This is a genomic window from Actinomyces ruminicola (assembly GCF_900103885.1).
In the GTDB taxonomy this organism is placed as follows: domain Bacteria; phylum Actinomycetota; class Actinomycetes; order Actinomycetales; family Actinomycetaceae; genus Actinomyces; species Actinomyces ruminicola.
Map to the genome: position 1 here is coordinate 1 of NZ_FNIM01000007.1, position 18,151 is coordinate 18,151.

Sequence of the window (18,151 nt, forward strand, 5' to 3'; positions counted from 1 at the left end):
GCCCAGATCGGTAGCTATAACCGCCGAGATCGGTAGAAGTCACGTGCCCAGATCGGTCGTTGTGGTGGCTGGCCCCTGTTTGTTCTTGTGGTAGTCGTGCCGGTGGGTCGCGTGGAGCCTGTCCACGGTGTGGGGTCGTCGGCCTGTCCGGGGCGCGTGCCGCCTTTTGCTGTCTGTGACCGCCCCTGCCGGCGGCCGGTGGGCGTAGGGCGTGGTCGGGGACGTCACGAACACGCGTTGGCGTCATCAACACGACTTCTTGGAGGTTTGCACGGCTAATACCCGTGCAAACCTCCAGGATCTCGTGCGCCTGAGCCTTACTCGTGTTCCCGAGGACAACTCGTGCGCTCGAGCCCCGCGGCGGGACGCCGCCCCGCCCCCGGGGGCGGGCGGCCGGGGACGACCGCCGGGGTGAGGGCGCATCCACTCGCGACGACGGTTCGTACCCCCGGGTGCCGAACCTTCAACACGCGCACCGCGGGCGCCCGACCATGACGCCTACAGCCCGCTCCGCGCCCGGGAGTCAATCCATCCTGCAGCGTTCGGCACGGCCGGGTTAGCCTTGGCGGCGTGAGTACCGACGTCATCACCAACGACTCCCACCGCGCCCGCCTGGCCGAACTCATCCGCGAGCTCGCCGTCGTGCGCGGGAAAGTCACCCTCGCCTCCGGGCTGGAGTCCGACTTCTACGTGGATATGCGCCGCGCCACCCTGCACCATGAGGCGGCCCCCTTGATCGGGCACGTCATGCTGGACATGCTGGAGGAGGCCGGCCTGAGCACCGAGGACGTCGACGCCGTCGGCGGGCTGACCATGGGCGCCGACCCCGTGGCCACCGCCATGCTCCACGCCGCCGCCTCCCGGGGGCTCGATCTGGACGCCTTCGTGGTGCGCAAGGCGGCCAAGGACCACGGCATGAAGCGCCGCGTGGAGGGGCCCGACGTCGCCGGCCGTAACGTAGTCGTCCTGGAGGACACCTCCACCACCGGCGGCTCCCCGCTGGAGGCCGTCGCCGCGCTGCGCGAGGCGGGCGCCAACGTGCTCGCCGTCGCCGTGATCGTGGACCGCGCCACCGGGGCCCGGGAGCGGATCGAGGCCGCCGGCCTGCCCTACTACGCCGCCCTCGGACTTGCGGACCTGGGACTTGACTGACCTCACAGGCCGCCCCGGGCCGGCCGATCCGCCCGAGGCCACCGATCCGAATGCGACGTCGGCGCATGCGCGCGAGGTCGGGGTCGGGCCCTGGCCCGGGGGGCCGGCCGCCTGGCCCGACGACCCCCGCTACGACCCGGAGCTGCTGGCCGACGGCGACCGCCGCAACGTGGTCGACCGCTACCGCTACTGGACCATCGAGGCCATTCGCGCCGACCTGGCCGGACGCGCCCACGCGCTGCACGTAGCGGTGGAGAACCTCTCCCAGGACCTGAACATCGGCTCGATCGTGCGCACGGCAAACGCGTTCAACGTCGCCGCGGTGCACATCATCGGGCGCCACCGCTGGAACAAGCGCGGCGCCATGGTCACCAACCGCTACCTGGACGTGCGCCACCACGCGGAGCCGGACGAGTTGCTGGCCTGGGCCGCCGACGCCGGTTACGAGGTGATCGGCATCGACAACGGCCCACGGGCGCAGCTGCTGGAGGAGGCGGAGCTGCCGGAGCGCTGCCTGATGGTGTTCGGCAGCGAGGGGGAGGGCATCAGCCCCGAGCTGCTGGAGCGCTGCTCACGGGTGCTGCGGATCGGCCAGTACGGCTCCACCCGCTCCATCAACGTGGCCGCGGCGGCCGCCGTCGCCATGCACGCCTGGGTGTGCCAGCACGCCGGGCCCGCACCCGACTGAGCGGGTACGGGCCCGGGGAGACGAGGCGACGACGGATCTGCCGCCTCCGCAGCGCCGGGTGATGCGGCGACGCAGGTGCGGCATCCCCCGCCGGGGTGGGCTCCTGTGGGGATGCGTGCCGTGTCAGCTCTGCTCGGCCTCAATGACCGGGTGGTTCGCCGGGGCGTGGGTGACCTCGATCTTGCGCGGCTTGGCCTCCTCGGCCACCGGGATCGTGAGCGTGAGCACGCCGTCGGTGTATTGGGCGGAGATGCGGTCCAGTGCCAGCCCATGGCCCAGTGTCAGCTGGCGGGCGAAGGTGCCGGTGGGGCGCTCGTGGGCGAGCCACTGCACGCCCTCGGCCTCATGCGCCGGGCGCTCGGCGCGCACGGTCAGTGTGCGGTCCTCGACGTCGACGTCGATCGTCGCGGGGTCCACACCGGGCAGGTCGATGCGGGCCACGAAGGTCTCGCCCTCGCGGTACAGGTCCAGGGGCATGCCCACGGACGCGGGAGTGCGTACCAGTCCGCCGGTCAGCCAGCGGTCCAGGTCGCGGAACGGGTCGAAGGATGTTGTTGCCATGTAAACCACCTCCAGTGGTTACGGCCTCGGACGGTCCGAGAGTCGAGCGGTGGGGCGTCCTTGCGCGTCCGACCGCCTGCACTCCAATTGTGGCACCCGCCCCAGCGGAGTGATCAGGGTCATCGCCAACGGTGAAACGGCGTCTCGGAGCCAAACAGGACCATGATCCGGTTCACGCGCGCGTGAATCCGTGACAGAATCAGCACCGCACCACTGACTATTCACTTTCATCAGGAGGCACCCAGTGGCCATTGCAACCCCGGAGTCCTATGCCGACATGCTTGACCGCGCCAAGGCCGGCAAGTACGCCATCCCCGCGATCAACGTCACCTCCTCGCAGACCCTGTCCGCTGCGCTCAAGGGTTTCGCCGACGCCGAGTCCGACGGAATCGTCCAGATCTCCAACGGCGGCGCCGCCTACTGGTCCGGCTCCTCCCGCCTCGACCGCGTGAAGGGCTCCATCGCCTTCGCGGCCTACGCCCGCGCCGTCGGTGACCTCTACCCGGTGACGATCGGTCTGCACACCGACCACTGCCCCAAGAAGATGCTCGAGCCCTGGATCCTCCCGCTGCTCGAGATCGAGGCCGAGCAGGTCAAGCGCGGCGAGCTGCCGATGTTCAACTCCCACATGTGGGACGGCTCGGCGGAGTCCCTGGACGACAACATCGACATCGCCGTGGACATGCTGGCGCGCGCCAAGGCCGCCAACACCGTCCTGGAGATCGAGATCGGCGCCGTCGGCGGCGAGGAGGACGGCATCTCCGGCGACGAGAACGCCAACCTCTACACCACGGCCGACGACGCCTGGCGCGCCATCGAGGCCCTGGGCCTGGGTGAGAACGGCCGCTACATCACCGCGCTGACCTTCGGCAACGTGCATGGCTCCTACAAGCCCGGCCACGTCAAGCTGCGCCCCGAGATCCTCGGCGACATCCAGAAGGACGTCGCCGCCCGCCTGGGCGACCGCCTGTCCACCAAGGTCGGGGACACCGGCTCCCCGTTCGACCTGGTCATGCACGGCGGCTCCGGCTCCACCGACGAGGAGATCGCCACCGCAGTGCGCAACGGCGTCATCAAGATGAACGTGGACACCGACACCCAGTACGCCTTCACCCGCCCGGTTGTTGACCACATGTTCAAGAACTACGACGGCGTGCTCAAGATCGACGGCGAGGTCGGCAACAAGAAGACCTACGACCCGCGCGCCTGGGGCAAGGCCGCCGAGGAGGGCATGGCCGCTCGCGTGGTCGAGGCTTGCGAGCGCCTCGGCTCCGTCGGCTCCGCCAAGCGCTGATCGGCCCGACGCCGACGGCGTGCTCGCAGGCAGCAGGCACGTCGTCGTCCGGCTCGGGCGGGCCGGGAGCGCCCGCGCACAGGTGCGGTGACGCTCCCCGGTGCTGCCTGACCGCGCTGTGAGCACCGGCTGCGGCTCCGGCACCCACGTGGTGTCGGGGCCGCAGTTGTGTGCGGGAGGGTGTATATACTCGCCGAACCTTCTCAACGAATCGGAGATGACGGTGGCAACGCTCGCGGATGTGGCCCAACGAGTCGGCGTCAGTCAGGCGACCGTGTCCCGCGCCATCAACGGCAAGCCGGGCGTATCGGACAGGACTCGCCAGGCCATCCTGGAGGCCATGCGCGAGTTGGGGATGGTGGGTGACTCCCTGCAGCGGGGCACGCCCAGGCAGGTGGCCCTGGTCGCGCCCGACCTGTCGAACCCGATCTTCGCCGCCTTCGTGACGGCGATCAGCACCTACCTCGCCCGCAACAACATGCTGCCGGTGCTGTGCACCTACACGCTCACCGGCGCCTCGGAGAGCTCGCTGCTGGAGATGGTGCTGAAGCAGCAGCCGACCGGCGTCATCTTTCTGGCCGGACGCTACGACACCGAGTTCGCCGACCACAGCGACTATGCCATGCTGCGGGAGCGCCGCCTGCCCACCGTGTTCATCAATGCCGCTGCGCCGCACTTGCCGGGGCACTGCGTCATGACCGACGACGCCGTCGGCACGCGCATGGCGATGCGTCACCTCGCCAGCCAGGGACACACGCGCATCGGCCTGCTCCTGGGCGATCCGCACCACTACCCGAGTCTGATCAAGCACGAGGCTGCGCTCGCCTTCGCGCAGGAGGCGGGACTGGAGCTCCCGGAGGAGGCCACGGCCTGGACCACCTACGGCTTCGAGTCCGGGCGCGATGCGGCGCTGCGCCTCGGCGAGCAGGGCATCACCGCGCTGCTGTGCGCCAGTGACCAATTGGCCCTGGGCGCCATCCGTGCGCTGAAGTCCCTGGGGCTGTCGGTGCCCGACGACGTCTCGGTGATCGGCTACGACGACTCTCCCTGGCTGCCGTACACCTCGCCGGCGCTGACAACGGTGCGCCAGTCGGTCGACGCCATGAGCCGAGCCGCCGTCGCGGCCCTGCTGCGTTGCACCGAGGACCCGGCGCTGCTGGACGTACGCCGGGACCTCCTGTTCGAACCCGAGTTGGTGGTGCGCGAGTCGACGGGGATCTGCCCGACGTGGCGCTCGGGCACCGAGTGACCCGATTGAGTGAGACATCACGCAAATCGGTGCGCAAGGAGTTGCGTAAACGGCTGGCGGTGAGAGCCTGACCGGGTGGCGACGGGCGGGTTCTCCGGGCCTGGTGCGGTGGTGTCCCCGCCCCGCTGCCGCACTGAGCGAACTCGGCACGTAACTTCTACCGATCTGAGCACGTAACTTCTACCGATCTCGGGGAGGGGCGGCGTCGGGAGTGGGGCTGCGGGGGCGTTTACGCAAGTCTGGGCGTAAGTGTTGCGCAAAACTTGTGCTCGCTATAACCTTCTTCTCGACAGAACCGGGGGCTCGCGCAGGAGTCGGGCCCGACGGGAAGCACTCGGCTCGACGAGGAGTTTGGAATGATGAAGACGTCTCGACGCGGTTTCCTGGCACTGGGCACGGTGGCCGCCGCCGCCGGCTTGGCCGCCTGCGGAAGCGGCGGCGGCAGCACCACCGCCGACGGCAAGCCGATCGTCAAGGTGCAGGTGGTCAAGGACTCGCGCACCGCCAAGATGTCCGACCTCGCCTGGACCAAGTCCCTGGAGGAGGCGGCCGGCTGCTCGATCCAGTGGCTGGAGACGCCGTCGGCCTCCTGGGACCAGCAGAAGAAGGCCTCGCTCGCCGCGGGCGACGTCGCCGACATCACCATCGGCGGCTTCGGCTCGGGTGACATGGCGGACTTCGGCAGCCTGTTCATGGACCTCAAGCCGGAGCTCGGCTCCCTGCCCAACGTGCAGGCCATGTTCGACGCCGAGCCCTACGCCCAGGTGGTCTCGACCACCACCGACGGCAAGATCCTCGGCACCCCCACCGTGGCACGCTCCATCACCGCCCGCTCCTCCAACCACATGTTCATCAACAAGCAGTGGCTGGACAACCTGGGCCTGGAGGTCCCCACCACCTGGGCCGAGCTGGAGACCGTGCTGGAGGCCTTCAAGGACGGCGACCCCACCGGCACCGGAGCCGCCGTAATCCCGCTGGACTTCAACGCCCCCGGCACCGACGGATTCGGCCTGTTCAACCCCAACCTGCTGCTGTCCTCCCGCGGCATCACCGTCTCCTCCGGCGCCCTGGGCATGTACGCCAAGGACGGCGTGGTCAAGAACTACCTGACCGACCCCGCCTACAAGGAGCTGATCGTCTTCCTGCGCCGCCTGTGGGAGAAGGGCCTGATCTCCGAGGAGGCCTTCACCCACGACTGGTCCGCCTACACCTCCACCGCCAAGGGCGACGGCGACGTCGCCAAGGTGGGCGTGAGCTGGATGTGGACGCCGTCTGACATCTTCGGCTCCACCCTCGGCCCCCAGTACGTCACCATTCCCGCGCTCAAGGCCGAGGCCGGCCAGAGCGAGAGGACCGTGTGGACCTACAACGGCGACGACCTCGCCTACCAGGCCAACCGGGCCGTGGTCTCGGCCAACCCCGGCAACAAGGAGGCCACGCTCGCCCTGGTCGACGCCTTCTACAGCGCCGACATGACCGTCCAGATGCGCTACGGCGCCTTCGACACCTGCGTCACGCGCAACGGCGACAACGACTACACCGTGCTGGAGCCGGCCGACTCCACCAAGAACGCCTCGGACTGGCAGTTCACCAATGCACTCGCCGACGGCGCCCCCGGCTGGATCCGCCCCGACATGGTGCTGAACCTGCCGGCAGAGCACACCGAGTACCGCGAGGTGGACGCCGTCTACGAGGACAACTACGCCAACATCGACCTGAACCAGGACGTGCTGTACTCCAACATGCCCACCACCCCGGAGCAGTCGCGCACGCTGTCCAAGAACGCCACCGGCATCAACCAGAACGCCATGAGCAAGTTCGCGCAGTGGATCACCCAGGGCGGTGTCGAGGCCGAGTGGGACGACTACGTCGCCAGCCTGGAGGCCAACAACCTGGCCGAGTCGATCGCCGTCCAGCAGGAGATCTACGACGCCTACAAGGCCCAGATGGACGAGCTGGGAGTGGACCTGAACTCGCTGAGCGAGTGAACCGCCCTCCACTACACAACACCTGAAGGCGGGCGGCGCGCGGTCGCGCCGCAGACCCATGCACGCCGTGCACGCGTGCCGCCCGCCTCCCTGGCCGAGGAGAGACCCATGCAGCACCAACGACTCACCCCCGCGCGCGCGGCGCTAAAGGCCTGCGTGATCGCCCTTGCCTGCGCCACTGCACTCACCGGCTGCGTGAAGCCGCACCCGAATGCCGGCAACCGGCCGGCGCCCTCGCCCGCCGCCTCCGCCGCACCGGCCGACGGCGCATCCATCCTCAATCCGGAGGACGCCGCCTCGGCCGCGCCGGTGGACGCCCACACCGGCGCCGTGCACACCTGGGGCCACGAAGGCGCCGTCAAGAACGCCGCGGGCACCATCGCCGACGACCAGGTGCGCCAGTCGCCCTACTACACGGTGCGGGTCGCCCCGGCGCAGTCCCCGCAGGACGCCCAGGAGTCCTTCACCTACCTGTCCATCCCCCGCAACGGGGAGGGCAAGCGCGGCTACACCAGCTCCGACGGCGCCGAGTTCGCCGCCGACGCCGGGGCCAGCATGTCCTGGTCCACCTTCGAGTACGCCACCGACGTCGTCGTCGACGTCACCCTGAACACCGGGGCCACCATCGCCTCCGCCGACGAGGTGACCATCCGCCCCACCTCCCTGAACCTGGGCAAGACGCTCGTGGATGAGCGCACCGTCCGCGTGACGGTGCCCGCCTCCGCGGAGGGCCTGCGCTTCTCGGTGGACTTCGATCCCGAGCTCATGACGGTCTACGCCAACGCCTCCGGGCTGACCACGCAGGCGGACGGCAACACGGTGATCGAGACCGAGCCGCGCAACTCCCTGGTCATCTTCGCCCAGCCGCCCGCGCCCGCCGACACCATCCCCACCGCGGCGGACGGTGCCATCGAGTACGTCGAGCCCGGCGAGGTCAAGGACCTGGACTCCACGACGGCGGAAATCCTCTACTTCAAGCCCGGCACCTACTGGATGGGCTCGGATTACCGAGCCATGCTGCCCGAGAACGTCCGCTGGGTGTACCTGGCGCCGGGCGCCTTCGTCAAGGGCGCCTTCCGCTTCACCGACCCCACCGAGGCCGACGGCGGCCAGACCGACTACCGGGTCACCGGCTACGGGGTGCTCTCCGGGGAGCAGTACCCCTACGAGTCCGACACCGCCAACAGCTACCGGCGCAAGGCCGAGGACGCGGACAACTGCCACGCCACCTGTGTGAAGATGCTGCAGTTCGGCTCCTCCGACGCCGAGCAGACGCTGCGGCTGCAGGGCGTGACCATCAAGGAGCCGCCCTACCACTCCTTCGTGGTCTACGGCAACGAGGACACCTTCCGCATGGACGTGTCCAACTACCAGCAGGTGGGCGGCTGGTACTGGCAGACCGACGGCATTGAGCTGTACTCCGGCTCCACCATGCGCAACACCTTCTTCCACGCCAACGACGACGTCCTCAAGCTCTACCACTCCCAGGTGTCGGTGCGTGACACCGTGGTGTGGAAGAACGAGAACGGGCCGGTCATCCAGTGGGGCTGGTCGCCGCGCAGCATCGACGGCGTGGACGTTGACGGCACCGCCATCATTCACAACCGCATGTACTCCGGCGGGGTCGGCTACAACACCTGCGTGTTCAACTCCTCCTCGCACTGGCAGGACATGAACGCCACCAACACCGCCGATCCCGCCACCACGGTGCGCAACCTGCGCTTCACCAACACCACCGTTGAGGGCGCCGTCAACTGCGCCATGCGCATCTACGCGCTGTCCAACACCGAGAACATCGAGATCGACGGCTTCCACATCGACGCCTGGGGCGGCCAGGACCCGCACCTGCAGCAGAGCGTGCTCAGGCTGCTGACCAGTGCCGACGGCGACCGGGTCACCCTCGGCAACGAGATCACGGACCACAACGGCCTGTACCTGCACAACTACACGGTCGGCGGCGAGGCGATCCTCAAGGCCGGCGACAACTGGGCCAGCTACGAGACCGGCAGGCTCAACTTCGACGCCGAGACCTGGGACGGGTGGAACGCCGAGGCCGACGGCCAGCCCCAGGGCCCTGCCCCCGCGCTGGCCGTGAGCGGCCTGACGGACGGCACCACCCTCGCCTCGCGGCAGGTGGAGCTGAGCGGCACCACCGACGCCGCCCGCGTCGTCGTCACCGTGAACGGCCAGGCGCAGGACGTGCCCGTCACCGCGGGGGCCTTCGACGCAGCGGTGGAGCTGACCGGGATCACCAACACGGTGCGCGTCGCCGCCTACTCCGACGCCGGGGTGGCGAGTGTCGAGCGCTACGTGGTGCAGGCCTACGGCGAGGCCGTCGGCTTCCTGACCGACCCCCAGGGGGACGACCACGGACCCGGCAGCTACACCTACCCCACGGACTCCGCCTTCACCCCCGGCGGCTTCGACCTGACCGCCATGGACGTATACCGCGACGGCGACACCGTCCGCTTCGTGACCAGCGTCGCCAGCGAGGTCACCAATCCGTGGGGCGCCAACGGCATGAGCACCCAGCGGCTGAACCTCTACCTGCGCGCGGCCGGAGCCGCCGACGTCGCGGGCACCGACGAGGTGACGGCGCTGCTGCCGGGAACCAACACCTTCGCCGCGGGCGCCTGGGACTTCGCGATCGTCGGCGACGGGCGCAACGAGGGCGCGGCCTACGGCCCCGGCGTGTACGACGCCGAGGGCACGCGGCTCGGGCCGGTCGCCCTGACGGTGGTGGGCAACCGCATCATCCTCAGCGTCGACGCGGGACTCCTGGGCGATCTGGACCTGGCCCGGGCGGGCTACCAGGTGTCCATGTACTCCTCGTCGGAGGACGGGGAGGCGGTCGGCAACGTCCGGCCCGTCTACTCGCCCGCCTGCTTCGCCGGGCAGACCTGCGAGAGCTGGGTCGCCCAGTACCGCATCGGCGGCGGCAAGGGAGAGCTCACGGGTCAGTCCCCCTACGACACCGATCTGACCGACTCCAATGCGATCGACATGATCACGGGGGACGCCGACCAGGCCGCGGTGATGGACCTGAACCAGGAACGCATCGTCGCCCCCTACGTGACCCTTTCCGCACCCAGCGCCGGGTGACGGGCCTGTGCGGGCGGGGGCTCCTCCGCCCCGCCCGCAGTCACCCGGAGAGCGGCCCGCCCGGCCACGGGCGGGCCGCCGCCGGCCGCGCCGTCGGCCCGTGCATTCGCAAGCAGCACAAGAAAGACAAGCAGACTCAATGACCACCATCCAACGCGCACCGCTCCCGCAGGGACACTCCAACGGCGCCGACCCCCACCCCTGGTGGGCCAACGCCGTCGTCTACCAGGTGTATCCGCGCTCCTTCCAGGACTCCAACGGTGACGGCTACGGCGACCTGCCCGGCCTGATCTCCCGCCTGGACTACCTGGCCGAACTCGGCGTCGACGTGCTCTGGCTCAGCCCGGTGTACGTCTCCCCGCAGGAGGACAACGGCTACGACATCGCCGACTACCAGGACATCGACCCGATGTTCGGCACGCTGGCGGACATGGACGCGCTGATCGCCGCCGCCCACGCGCGGGGCATCAAGATCGTCATGGACCTGGTGGCCAACCACACCTCCGACGCGCACGCCTGGTTCCAGGCCTCGCGCGCCGGCGACGCCGAGTATGCGGACTTCTACTGGTGGCAGCCCGCCCGCGAGGGGACCGTGCCGGGCACGCCCGGCGCCGAGCCCAACGACTGGGGCTCCCTGTTCGGCGGACCCGCCTGGACCTGGGACCCCCAGCGGGGGGCGTACTACCTGCATCTGTTCTCCCCCAAGCAGCCGGACCTGAACTGGGAGAACCCGCGCGTGCGCGAGGCCATCTACCAGATGATGAACTGGTGGATGGACCGGGGCGTGGACGGCTTCCGCATGGACGTGATCACCCTGATCTCCAAGCGGCTCGACGACGCCGGCCGCCTGCCCGGCACGCCCGGCGCCACCATCGCGGCCCTGCCCGCCGGCGGTGACGGGTACTCGTCCGCCATCCCCTTCAGCGCCGACGGGCCGCGGCTGGAGGAGTTCCTGGCGCAGATGCGCCGCGAGGTGTTCGCCGACCGGGACGGCTTCCTCACCATCGGCGAGGCGATCGGCGTCGACTCCGCGCGCGCCGGGCAGATCACCGACCCGGCCCGTGGCGAGCTGGACATGCTGTTCCTGTTCGACCACACCGGCATCGACCAGGGCGGGCCCGCCGGCAAGTTCAGCCTCGCCCCCTGGAAGGTGTCCGACCTGCGCGGCGTGTTCGAGCGCTACGAGCGGGACACGGCCGCAAGCGGCTGGCCCAGCCTGTACTTCTGCAACCACGACCAGCCGCGCGTGGTCTCCCGCTGGGGCGACGACTCCACCCCGCAGCTGCGCGCCCGCTCCGCCAAGGCCCTGGCCCTGCTGCTCCACCTGCACCGGGGCACCCCCTTCATCTACCAGGGCGAGGAGCTGGGCATGACCAACGCCGGCTACACCAGCCTGGTGCAGTACCGCGACGTGGAGTCCGTCAACCTCTACGGCCAGCTGGTGCGCGAGACCGGGGTGGTCGGCCACGAGGAGATGATGCGCGGCCTGGCGGCCATGAGCCGGGACAACGCCCGCACCCCCATGCAGTGGGACGGCTCCCGGTTCGCCGGCTTCACCGCCGCGGGCGGTGCCGGCCCGTGGATCGACGTCAATGACAACCATGTGGAGCTGAACGCCCGGGCGCAGGTCGGTGACCCCGACTCCGTCTTCTCCTTCTACCGGCGCCTGATCGAGCTGCGGCACACCGAGCCGGTGGTGGTGCTGGGGGACTGGCAGGTGGTCGACCCCGAGACGGAGGTCTACGCCTTCACCCGCCGCCTGGGGCAGGAGGGGCTGCTCGTCGTCGTGAACCTCTCCGGCCAGCGCGTGCAGCTGCCCGCGGCGAGCGCGGCCCTGATCGGGCAGCCCTCTCCCGAGCGGGTGCTGATCGCCAATGACGCCCCGGACGACGTCGTCGCCGCCCTGCGGGCCGGACGGCTCGAGCCCTGGTCCGCGCTCGCCTACCGGATCTGACAGGAGGAACGTGCCAATGACCACCCTTCCCCAGACGACGCCGACGCGTGCGCGCCTCGGCCTGTGGGCGCGGCTGCGCCACCACCTGTCCCGCTACTGGCAGCTGTGGGTGATGGTGGCACCGGCCATCGCCTTCATCGCCGTGTTCTGCTACGTGCCGATGTACGGCGTCCAGCTGGCCTTCCGCGAGTACGACATCACCAAGGGGCTCACCGGCGGGGAGTTCGTCGGCCTGGAGTACTTCCGCCAGTTCTTCCGCGACCCCATGTTCACCAGGATCATCGGCAACACGCTGCGCGTCAGCCTGTGGACGCTGGTGATGGGCTTCATCGCCCCGATCGTGCTGGCGCTGCTGATCAACCAGATCGGCTCCAAGCGCACCAAGAGCGCGGTGCAGACCATCACCTACATGCCCCACTTCATCTCCACGGTGGTCATGGTCTCCATGATCAACATCTTCCTGGCCCCGGGCACAGGGCTGGTGGGGCGGCTGCTGGGCGGCACCAACCTCATGGGTGAGGCCTCGGCCTTCACCGGCGTGTACTGGGTGACCGAGGTGTGGCAGCACGCCGGCTGGAACTGCATCATCTACCTGGCGGCCCTGTCCTCGGTGGACCCGGCCCTGTACGAGGCGGCCAAGCTCGACGGCGCCGGACGGCTGCAGCTGATCCGCTACGTGGACCTGCCGGCCATCCTGCCGACGGCGGGAATCCTGCTGATCCTGAACATGGGCTCCGTGCTGGGGGTCGGCTTCGAGAAGGTCTGGCTGATGCAGAACGCACTGAACATCACCTCCTCGGAGGTGATCGCCACCTACACCTACCGGATCGGCATCCTGGGCAGCCAGTTCTCCTACTCCACCGCCATCGGCCTGTTCAACAGCGTCGTGAACTTCATCTTCCTCGTCGTCGCCAATGGCGTGGCCCGGCGCACCAGCAACACCAGCCTGTTCTAGAAGGGATGAGACATGAGCAACACAGCATCTGTGCCGGCTCCCAAGGTCAGGGTTCCGCTGCCCGTAGGCGGGCGGCGCGGCCGCGGCTACCGCAAGCAGCCGATGGACCGGATCATCGACGCGGTCATCGCCCTGATCATCGCGGTGATCGTGCTGGCCGTCGTCTACCCCGTGTGGTTCATCGTCATCGCCTCCTTCTCCGACCCGACGCTGGTGTCCACCGGGCAGGTAACGCTGGTGCCGCGTGGCATCACCTTCAAGGGGTATGAGCAGATCCTGGCGGACTCGCGCATCTGGACCGGCTACCGCAACACGCTGCTGTACTCCTTCCTGGGCACCGCGGTGAACCTGGTGGTGACGCTGCCGGCGGCCTTCGCCATGTCCCGGCGGGAGTTCCGCCCGCGCCGGGTGATCATGTTCTTCTTCGCCTTCACCATGTTCTTCTCCGGCGGGCTCATTCCCAGCTACCTGCTCATGCGGCAGCTGGGGCTGCTGAACTCCATGTGGGTGTTCATCCTCCCGGGAGCCTTCAGCGTGTTCAACATGATCATCGCCCGCTCCTTCTTCGAGAACTCCATCCCGGAGGAGCTGCGCGACGCCGCCCAGGTGGACGGGCTGTCCTACTTCGGCTTCTTCTTCCGCATCGTGATCCCCCTGTCCGGGGCCATCATCGCGGTGATCGGCCTGTACTACTTCGTGGGCCACTGGAACGACTACTTCACCGGCCTGATCTACATCCACAACCAGGAGCTGCAGCCCCTGCAGAACGTGCTGCAGATGATCCTGCTGGCCAACCAGACCCAGGCCGGCTCGGCGGGCATGAGCGCCCTGCAGTCGCAGAACTTCGCCGACCAGATCAAGTTCGGGGTGATCATCGTCTCCACGGTGCCGCTGCTGATCATCTACCCGTTCCTGCAGAAGTACTTCAACAAGGGCGTCATGATCGGGGCGGTGAAGGGCTGATGGGAGGGGTGGCACTCGGCTACGAGCGACTGTGCCGGGTGATCATGCTGGTGGCCACCATCAACGCCGCCTTCGTGGCGCACACGCTGGCTGGGGCGGTGGTGATCGGATTCTTCCCCTCGGTGGGCGCCGCCTTCACCACCTACCGCACCTGGATGCTGGACCAGGACCACGCCTGGAGGGCCCGGCGCGCCTGGCAGGTCTTCCACGCCGCCTGGCGCGCCGAACTGCGCGGGGCCAACCGCTTCGGCTGGGCGCAGGCGGCCGTGGGTGCGCTGCTGGCCTGGGACTACTACCTGGCCAACTGGAACCTGCTGGGCGGGGCCGTGGGCATCGGCGTGTCCGGGCTGCTGCTGGTGATCAACGCCGTCTACGCCGTGGTGGCGCTGGCGGCCTGGGCGGTGCGCGCCCACGCGGAGGCGCCGCTGGGCTGGATACTGCGGGCCGCCGTCGCCGTGGTCTGCCGGGCGCGCTGCGCGCTGAGCATGGTGGTGCTGCTGGGCGTGTCGGCCTGGGTGTGGAGCCGCTGGCCCGGCGTGTTCGTGGCCTTCGGACCGTCCATGGTCGTGGGCGTGGTGGCTGCGTCCGTGTACACCTTCGGCGGCCTGCCGGGGATGGGGGTGTCGGTCCTCGGCGGGCGGCGCAAGGTATCGGCGGGACATCCGGCTGCGGCGTCGGCGCTGTAGGCCTGGAACCACCCCTGCCCTTTGCTACGAGCTTTTGCGCTCTGATCCGATGGGTATACCCGCACACCAGGGTGCAAAAGCTCGCAGGAGGACGCAAAGTGTCGGGGTACATCCGAGTGGTGGGAGCGCCCGCATGTGGTGGTGAGTCGCCGGGTACACTGTGGTGAGCCCGGCCTAAGGAGAGTCCCATGAGCGTCACCGGTGAAAGCGCACGGCGTCGTCGGCCGACGGCTCGGCAACTGGCCGCGCAGTTCCTCTGGAGCCTGCTCGTCGCGCGAGTCCTCCTGGGGCTGGAGAACGGCAACTTGCTGTCTATCGAGGCCTGGCTGACCCCGCGCGTCTGGCTTTACCCGCTCTTCTTCGGGGTCATGGGCGTGTACTCCTACCTGTACTGGACGCGCCACCGGGACGACTGAGACCTCAGCTTGCTTGGACGCGGCCGTGGCGGCGTCCGGATCATTAGGGCTGCGCGGCGCGAGTCCCTGGCCGCGATCGGGCCCTTGGTGGGCTTCTTTGTCATAGCCTGGTTCGGGCATCCGGCGGGCGCGCCTGCGTCGTGGAACTGGGGGCAGGCGCCGGTCACCGAGGCGGGCTCCTGGGTGGTTGCCGTCGCTCTGTTGACGGCGGGGCTTTTCACGTGCGCTCGACGCTGGCGCGGGGAGCTCGGACTGCCGCGTCCCTGACGCAGGAACACGTCCTTTACCTCTGGTACGAGCTTTTGCACCCTGATCCGATGGGTATGCCCGCACACCAGGGTGCAAAAGCTCGTAGTAGGAGACAAAGGGTCGCAGCAGGGCTCGCATTCTGGCATCGCCGCGCTCAAGCGCCAGCAGCGCCCCGGTGTCCAGGGTCAGGCCCATGACCTCGCCGTCCGTGTTCAAGCCAGGTGCGGTACAGGGGAGGGTGGGCCCGGGCGGCGCTGCACACACCCGTCGGCCTGCAATGGGGGCCGTCGTCTTTGCAAAAGGGTTACAGGACTGTGCCGCGAGCCTGCACAAAACCCCGCATAAATCCGCGAATTGCCCGAATCGGGCTTGCAAGGCTTGCAAGGAGGTGGGGCGTCGTGTGTAATGGGGAGGCCAATGCTGCCGTCGCGCGTGGGGCCGCTCCGTGGCTCATGACTCACGATTGGCAGTCGCTCTCTACACGGGCCCTAGGCTCTACAACTCCACGTCCAAGGGAGGACATTCATGCGACCCATTACCCGTCGCTCCATGCTCGGTGGCTCCGCGGCGGTCGCGCTCGCCGCGACGCTCGCCGCCTGCTCCAGCGGGTCCGGCTCCGGCTCAGGCTCCGGCGACTCGGGCACCGGCTCGGTCTACTTCCTCAACTTCAAGCCCGAGGCTGAGGACGCCTTCAAGACCATCGCCGCCACCTACAAGGAGAAGACCGGTGTCGAGGTCAAGGTGGTCACCGCCGCCTCCGGCACCTACGAGCAGACCCTCCAGACCGAGGTCGCTAAGTCCAACCCGCCCACGATCTTCAACATCAACGGCCCGGTCGGCCTGGCGAACTGGCAGGACTACGCGCTCGACATTTCGGACACTGACTTCGTCAAGGACCTCACCGACCCCTCCATGGCCCTGACCGACGACGCCGGCACCGTCTACGGCTCCCCGCTCGCCACCGAGGGCTACGGCCTGATCTACAACGGCGAGATCCTGGACAAGTACTTCGCGATGGACGGTGCCAAGGCCTCCTCCATCGACGAGATCAAGGGCTTTGACAAGCTCAAGGAGGTCGTCGAGGACATGCAGTCCAAGAAGGACGACCTGGGCATCGACGGCGTCTTCGCCTCCACCTCCCTGTCCCCGGGTGAGGACTGGCGCTGGCAGACCCACCTGTCCAACTATCCCGTCTACTACGAGTTCAAGGACAAGGGCGTCACCGACACCCCCGACCTCGAGCTGACCTACTCGGACAACTACCGGCAGATCTTCGACCTGTACCTCAACAACTCCACCGTCGAGCCCTCCGCGCTGTCCTCCAAGAACGTCTCGGACTCCATGGCCGAGTTCGCCCTCGGCAAGGCCGCCTTCGTCCAGAACGGCAACTGGGCCTGGTCCCAGATCTCCGAGGTCGACGGCAACGTCGTCAAGGAGGACCAGATCCACTTCATGCCGATCTACATCGGCGTGGACGGCGAGGACAAGTCCGGTATCGCGCTGGGCACCGAGAACTACCTCTCGATCAACTCCCAGGCCTCCGAGGCCGACCAGCAGGCCTCCATCGACTTCCTCAACTGGCTGTTCATGGACGCCGAGGCGGCCAAGCTGCTCACCGACAACTCCGTGGTCTCCGCCGCCCCCTACGCGGCCTTCGCCGAGCTCGCGCCGGCCGATCCGCTCGGCGCCGAGATCGTGGAGTACCTGAACAACGACGAGCTCTACCCGATCAACTGGGTCTTCCAGACCTACCCGAGCCAGGACTTCAAGGACCAGGTCGGCCAGCACTTGGCCCAGTACGCCGCGGGCAATGAGTCCTGGGACGACGTCAAGACCTACTTCGTCGAGGAGTGGAAGGCCGAGAAGAGCTCCTGATCTCCTGCAGGTGGCCGCTGACTGGCCCCTCGCCTGAGCGAGAAACGACGACGGCGGCGCCCGGTGACACTGCCGGGCGCCGCCCGCCGTCACCAGTCGGCGGCTCGGTGCCGCAGCTCCAGACCCCGTGAACCCCTCGAGACACTCATGACCAAGTCACTCAAGAAGTATTTCCTCGTATTCACCGGCCCCACACTGATCGCCTTCCTGATCGCCTTCATCGTGCCCTTCTTCATGGGCCTGTACCTGTCGCTGACCAAGTTCACCACGCTGACCAACGCCAAGTGGGTCGGCTTTGACAACTACCAGACGGCCCTGACCGGCAACACCGGGTTCGTCAAGGCCCTCGGCTTCACCGCCGTCGTCTCGGCCATCTCGATCATCACCGTCAACCTGGGCGCCTTCGCCCTGGCCTACCTGCTCACCCGCAAGCTGCGCGGCACCAACCTGTTCCGCTCGGTGTTCTTCATGCCCAACCTGATCGGCGGCATCGTGCTGGGCTACACCTGGCAGGTCATGCTCAACGCGATCCTGCGCCACTGGGGTCAGACCATCGTCAATGACTGGCGCCTGGGCATGGCAGGACTGGTGCTGCTGATCAACTGGCAGCTGATGGGCTACATGATGATCATCTACATCGCCGGCCTGCAGAATGTGCCTCCGGAGCTGATCGAGGCGGCGCAGATCGACGGCGCCGGCAAGTGGGGGACGCTGCGCAACGTCACCATCCCCATGGTCATGCCCTCCATCACCATCTGCCTGTTCCTCACCCTGGCCAACACCTTCAAGATGTACGACCAGAACCTGGCCCTGACCAACGGTGCGCCGCTCAAGCAGACGCAGATGGCGGCACTGAACATCGTGGACCTGATGTACAAGCAGGTCGGCAAGCAGGGTATCGCCCAGGCGCAGGCCGTCATCTTCTTCATCATCGTTTCCGTCATCGCCGTGCTGCAGCTGCGCGCGACCCGCGCCAAGGAGGTTGAAGCGTGAGCACCGAGACCCTCGCCCCCATGGGC

14 protein-coding genes are annotated in these 18,151 nt (G+C 68.3%); 13 read left to right on the plus strand and 1 reads right to left on the minus strand.

Annotated features, from left to right (window positions below):
* Positions 1-585 precede the first annotated feature (585 nt).
* Both pyrE and BLR49_RS07000 read left to right on the plus strand, forming a co-directional pair.
* Positions 586-1,152, plus strand: a complete 567-nt coding sequence (gene pyrE / locus BLR49_RS06995; RefSeq protein ID WP_092535812.1) for an orotate phosphoribosyltransferase — start codon at positions 586-588, stop codon at positions 1,150-1,152.
* Positions 1,145-1,840 (plus strand): TrmH family RNA methyltransferase, encoded by a 696-nt coding sequence (locus BLR49_RS07000; RefSeq protein WP_245690534.1) that lies wholly within the window; start codon positions 1,145-1,147, stop codon positions 1,838-1,840. Before pyrE ends, BLR49_RS07000 begins: the two co-directional genes overlap by 8 nt.
* A 123-nt stretch (positions 1,841-1,963) precedes the next feature.
* On the opposite strand, the gene BLR49_RS07005 is transcribed toward BLR49_RS07000, so the two are convergent.
* Complete coding sequence (locus tag BLR49_RS07005) at positions 1,964-2,401, minus strand: Hsp20/alpha crystallin family protein (protein WP_092535539.1); 438 nt, start codon at positions 2,399-2,401, stop codon at positions 1,964-1,966.
* A 244-nt stretch (positions 2,402-2,645) separates the two neighbouring features.
* Between BLR49_RS07005 and fbaA the strand changes: the two genes are divergently transcribed.
* The 11 genes from fbaA (at position 2,646) to BLR49_RS07060 (ending at position 18,125) form a co-directional block, all read left to right on the plus strand.
* Positions 2,646-3,695, plus strand: a complete 1,050-nt coding sequence (gene fbaA / locus BLR49_RS07010) for a class II fructose-bisphosphate aldolase (RefSeq protein WP_092535542.1) — start codon at positions 2,646-2,648, stop codon at positions 3,693-3,695.
* Between the two features lie 217 nt (positions 3,696-3,912).
* Positions 3,913-4,944, plus strand: coding sequence for a LacI family DNA-binding transcriptional regulator (locus tag BLR49_RS07015; RefSeq protein WP_092535545.1), 1,032 nt, complete (start codon positions 3,913-3,915; stop codon positions 4,942-4,944).
* 356 nt (positions 4,945-5,300) lie between these two features.
* Positions 5,301-6,932, plus strand: a complete 1,632-nt coding sequence (locus tag BLR49_RS07020) for a type 2 periplasmic-binding domain-containing protein (RefSeq protein ID WP_092535548.1) — start codon at positions 5,301-5,303, stop codon at positions 6,930-6,932.
* A 108-nt stretch (positions 6,933-7,040) separates the two neighbouring features.
* Positions 7,041-10,034, plus strand: coding sequence for a glucodextranase DOMON-like domain-containing protein (locus BLR49_RS07025; RefSeq protein WP_092535551.1), 2,994 nt, complete (start codon positions 7,041-7,043; stop codon positions 10,032-10,034).
* A gap of 139 nt (positions 10,035-10,173) precedes the next feature.
* Complete coding sequence (locus BLR49_RS07030; protein WP_092535554.1) at positions 10,174-11,988, plus strand: alpha-glucosidase; 1,815 nt, start codon at positions 10,174-10,176, stop codon at positions 11,986-11,988.
* A gap of 16 nt (positions 11,989-12,004) precedes the next feature.
* On the plus strand, positions 12,005-12,943 hold the full coding sequence (locus BLR49_RS07035; protein WP_092535557.1) for an ABC transporter permease: 939 nt from the start codon (positions 12,005-12,007) through the stop codon (positions 12,941-12,943).
* A gap of 12 nt (positions 12,944-12,955) precedes the next feature.
* Entirely contained in the window at positions 12,956-13,906 is a 951-nt protein-coding gene (locus BLR49_RS07040; RefSeq protein ID WP_092535560.1) for a carbohydrate ABC transporter permease, read from the plus strand.
* Positions 13,906-14,592: a YesL family protein gene (locus BLR49_RS07045; RefSeq protein WP_092535563.1), complete on the plus strand. Its 687-nt coding sequence runs from the start codon at positions 13,906-13,908 to the stop codon at positions 14,590-14,592. Before BLR49_RS07040 ends, BLR49_RS07045 begins: the two co-directional genes overlap by 1 nt.
* 188 nt (positions 14,593-14,780) lie before the next feature.
* Complete coding sequence (locus BLR49_RS07050; protein ID WP_092535566.1) at positions 14,781-15,008, plus strand: hypothetical protein; 228 nt, start codon at positions 14,781-14,783, stop codon at positions 15,006-15,008.
* Between the two features lie 774 nt (positions 15,009-15,782).
* Positions 15,783-17,132 carry an ABC transporter substrate-binding protein gene (locus tag BLR49_RS07055; protein ID WP_092535569.1) on the plus strand — a complete coding sequence of 450 codons (1,350 nt, stop codon included), beginning with the start codon at positions 15,783-15,785 and terminating at the stop codon, positions 17,130-17,132.
* 147 nt (positions 17,133-17,279) lie between these two features.
* Complete coding sequence (locus BLR49_RS07060) at positions 17,280-18,125, plus strand: carbohydrate ABC transporter permease (protein ID WP_092535572.1); 846 nt, start codon at positions 17,280-17,282, stop codon at positions 18,123-18,125.
* The last annotated feature ends 26 nt before the right edge of the window (positions 18,126-18,151 follow it).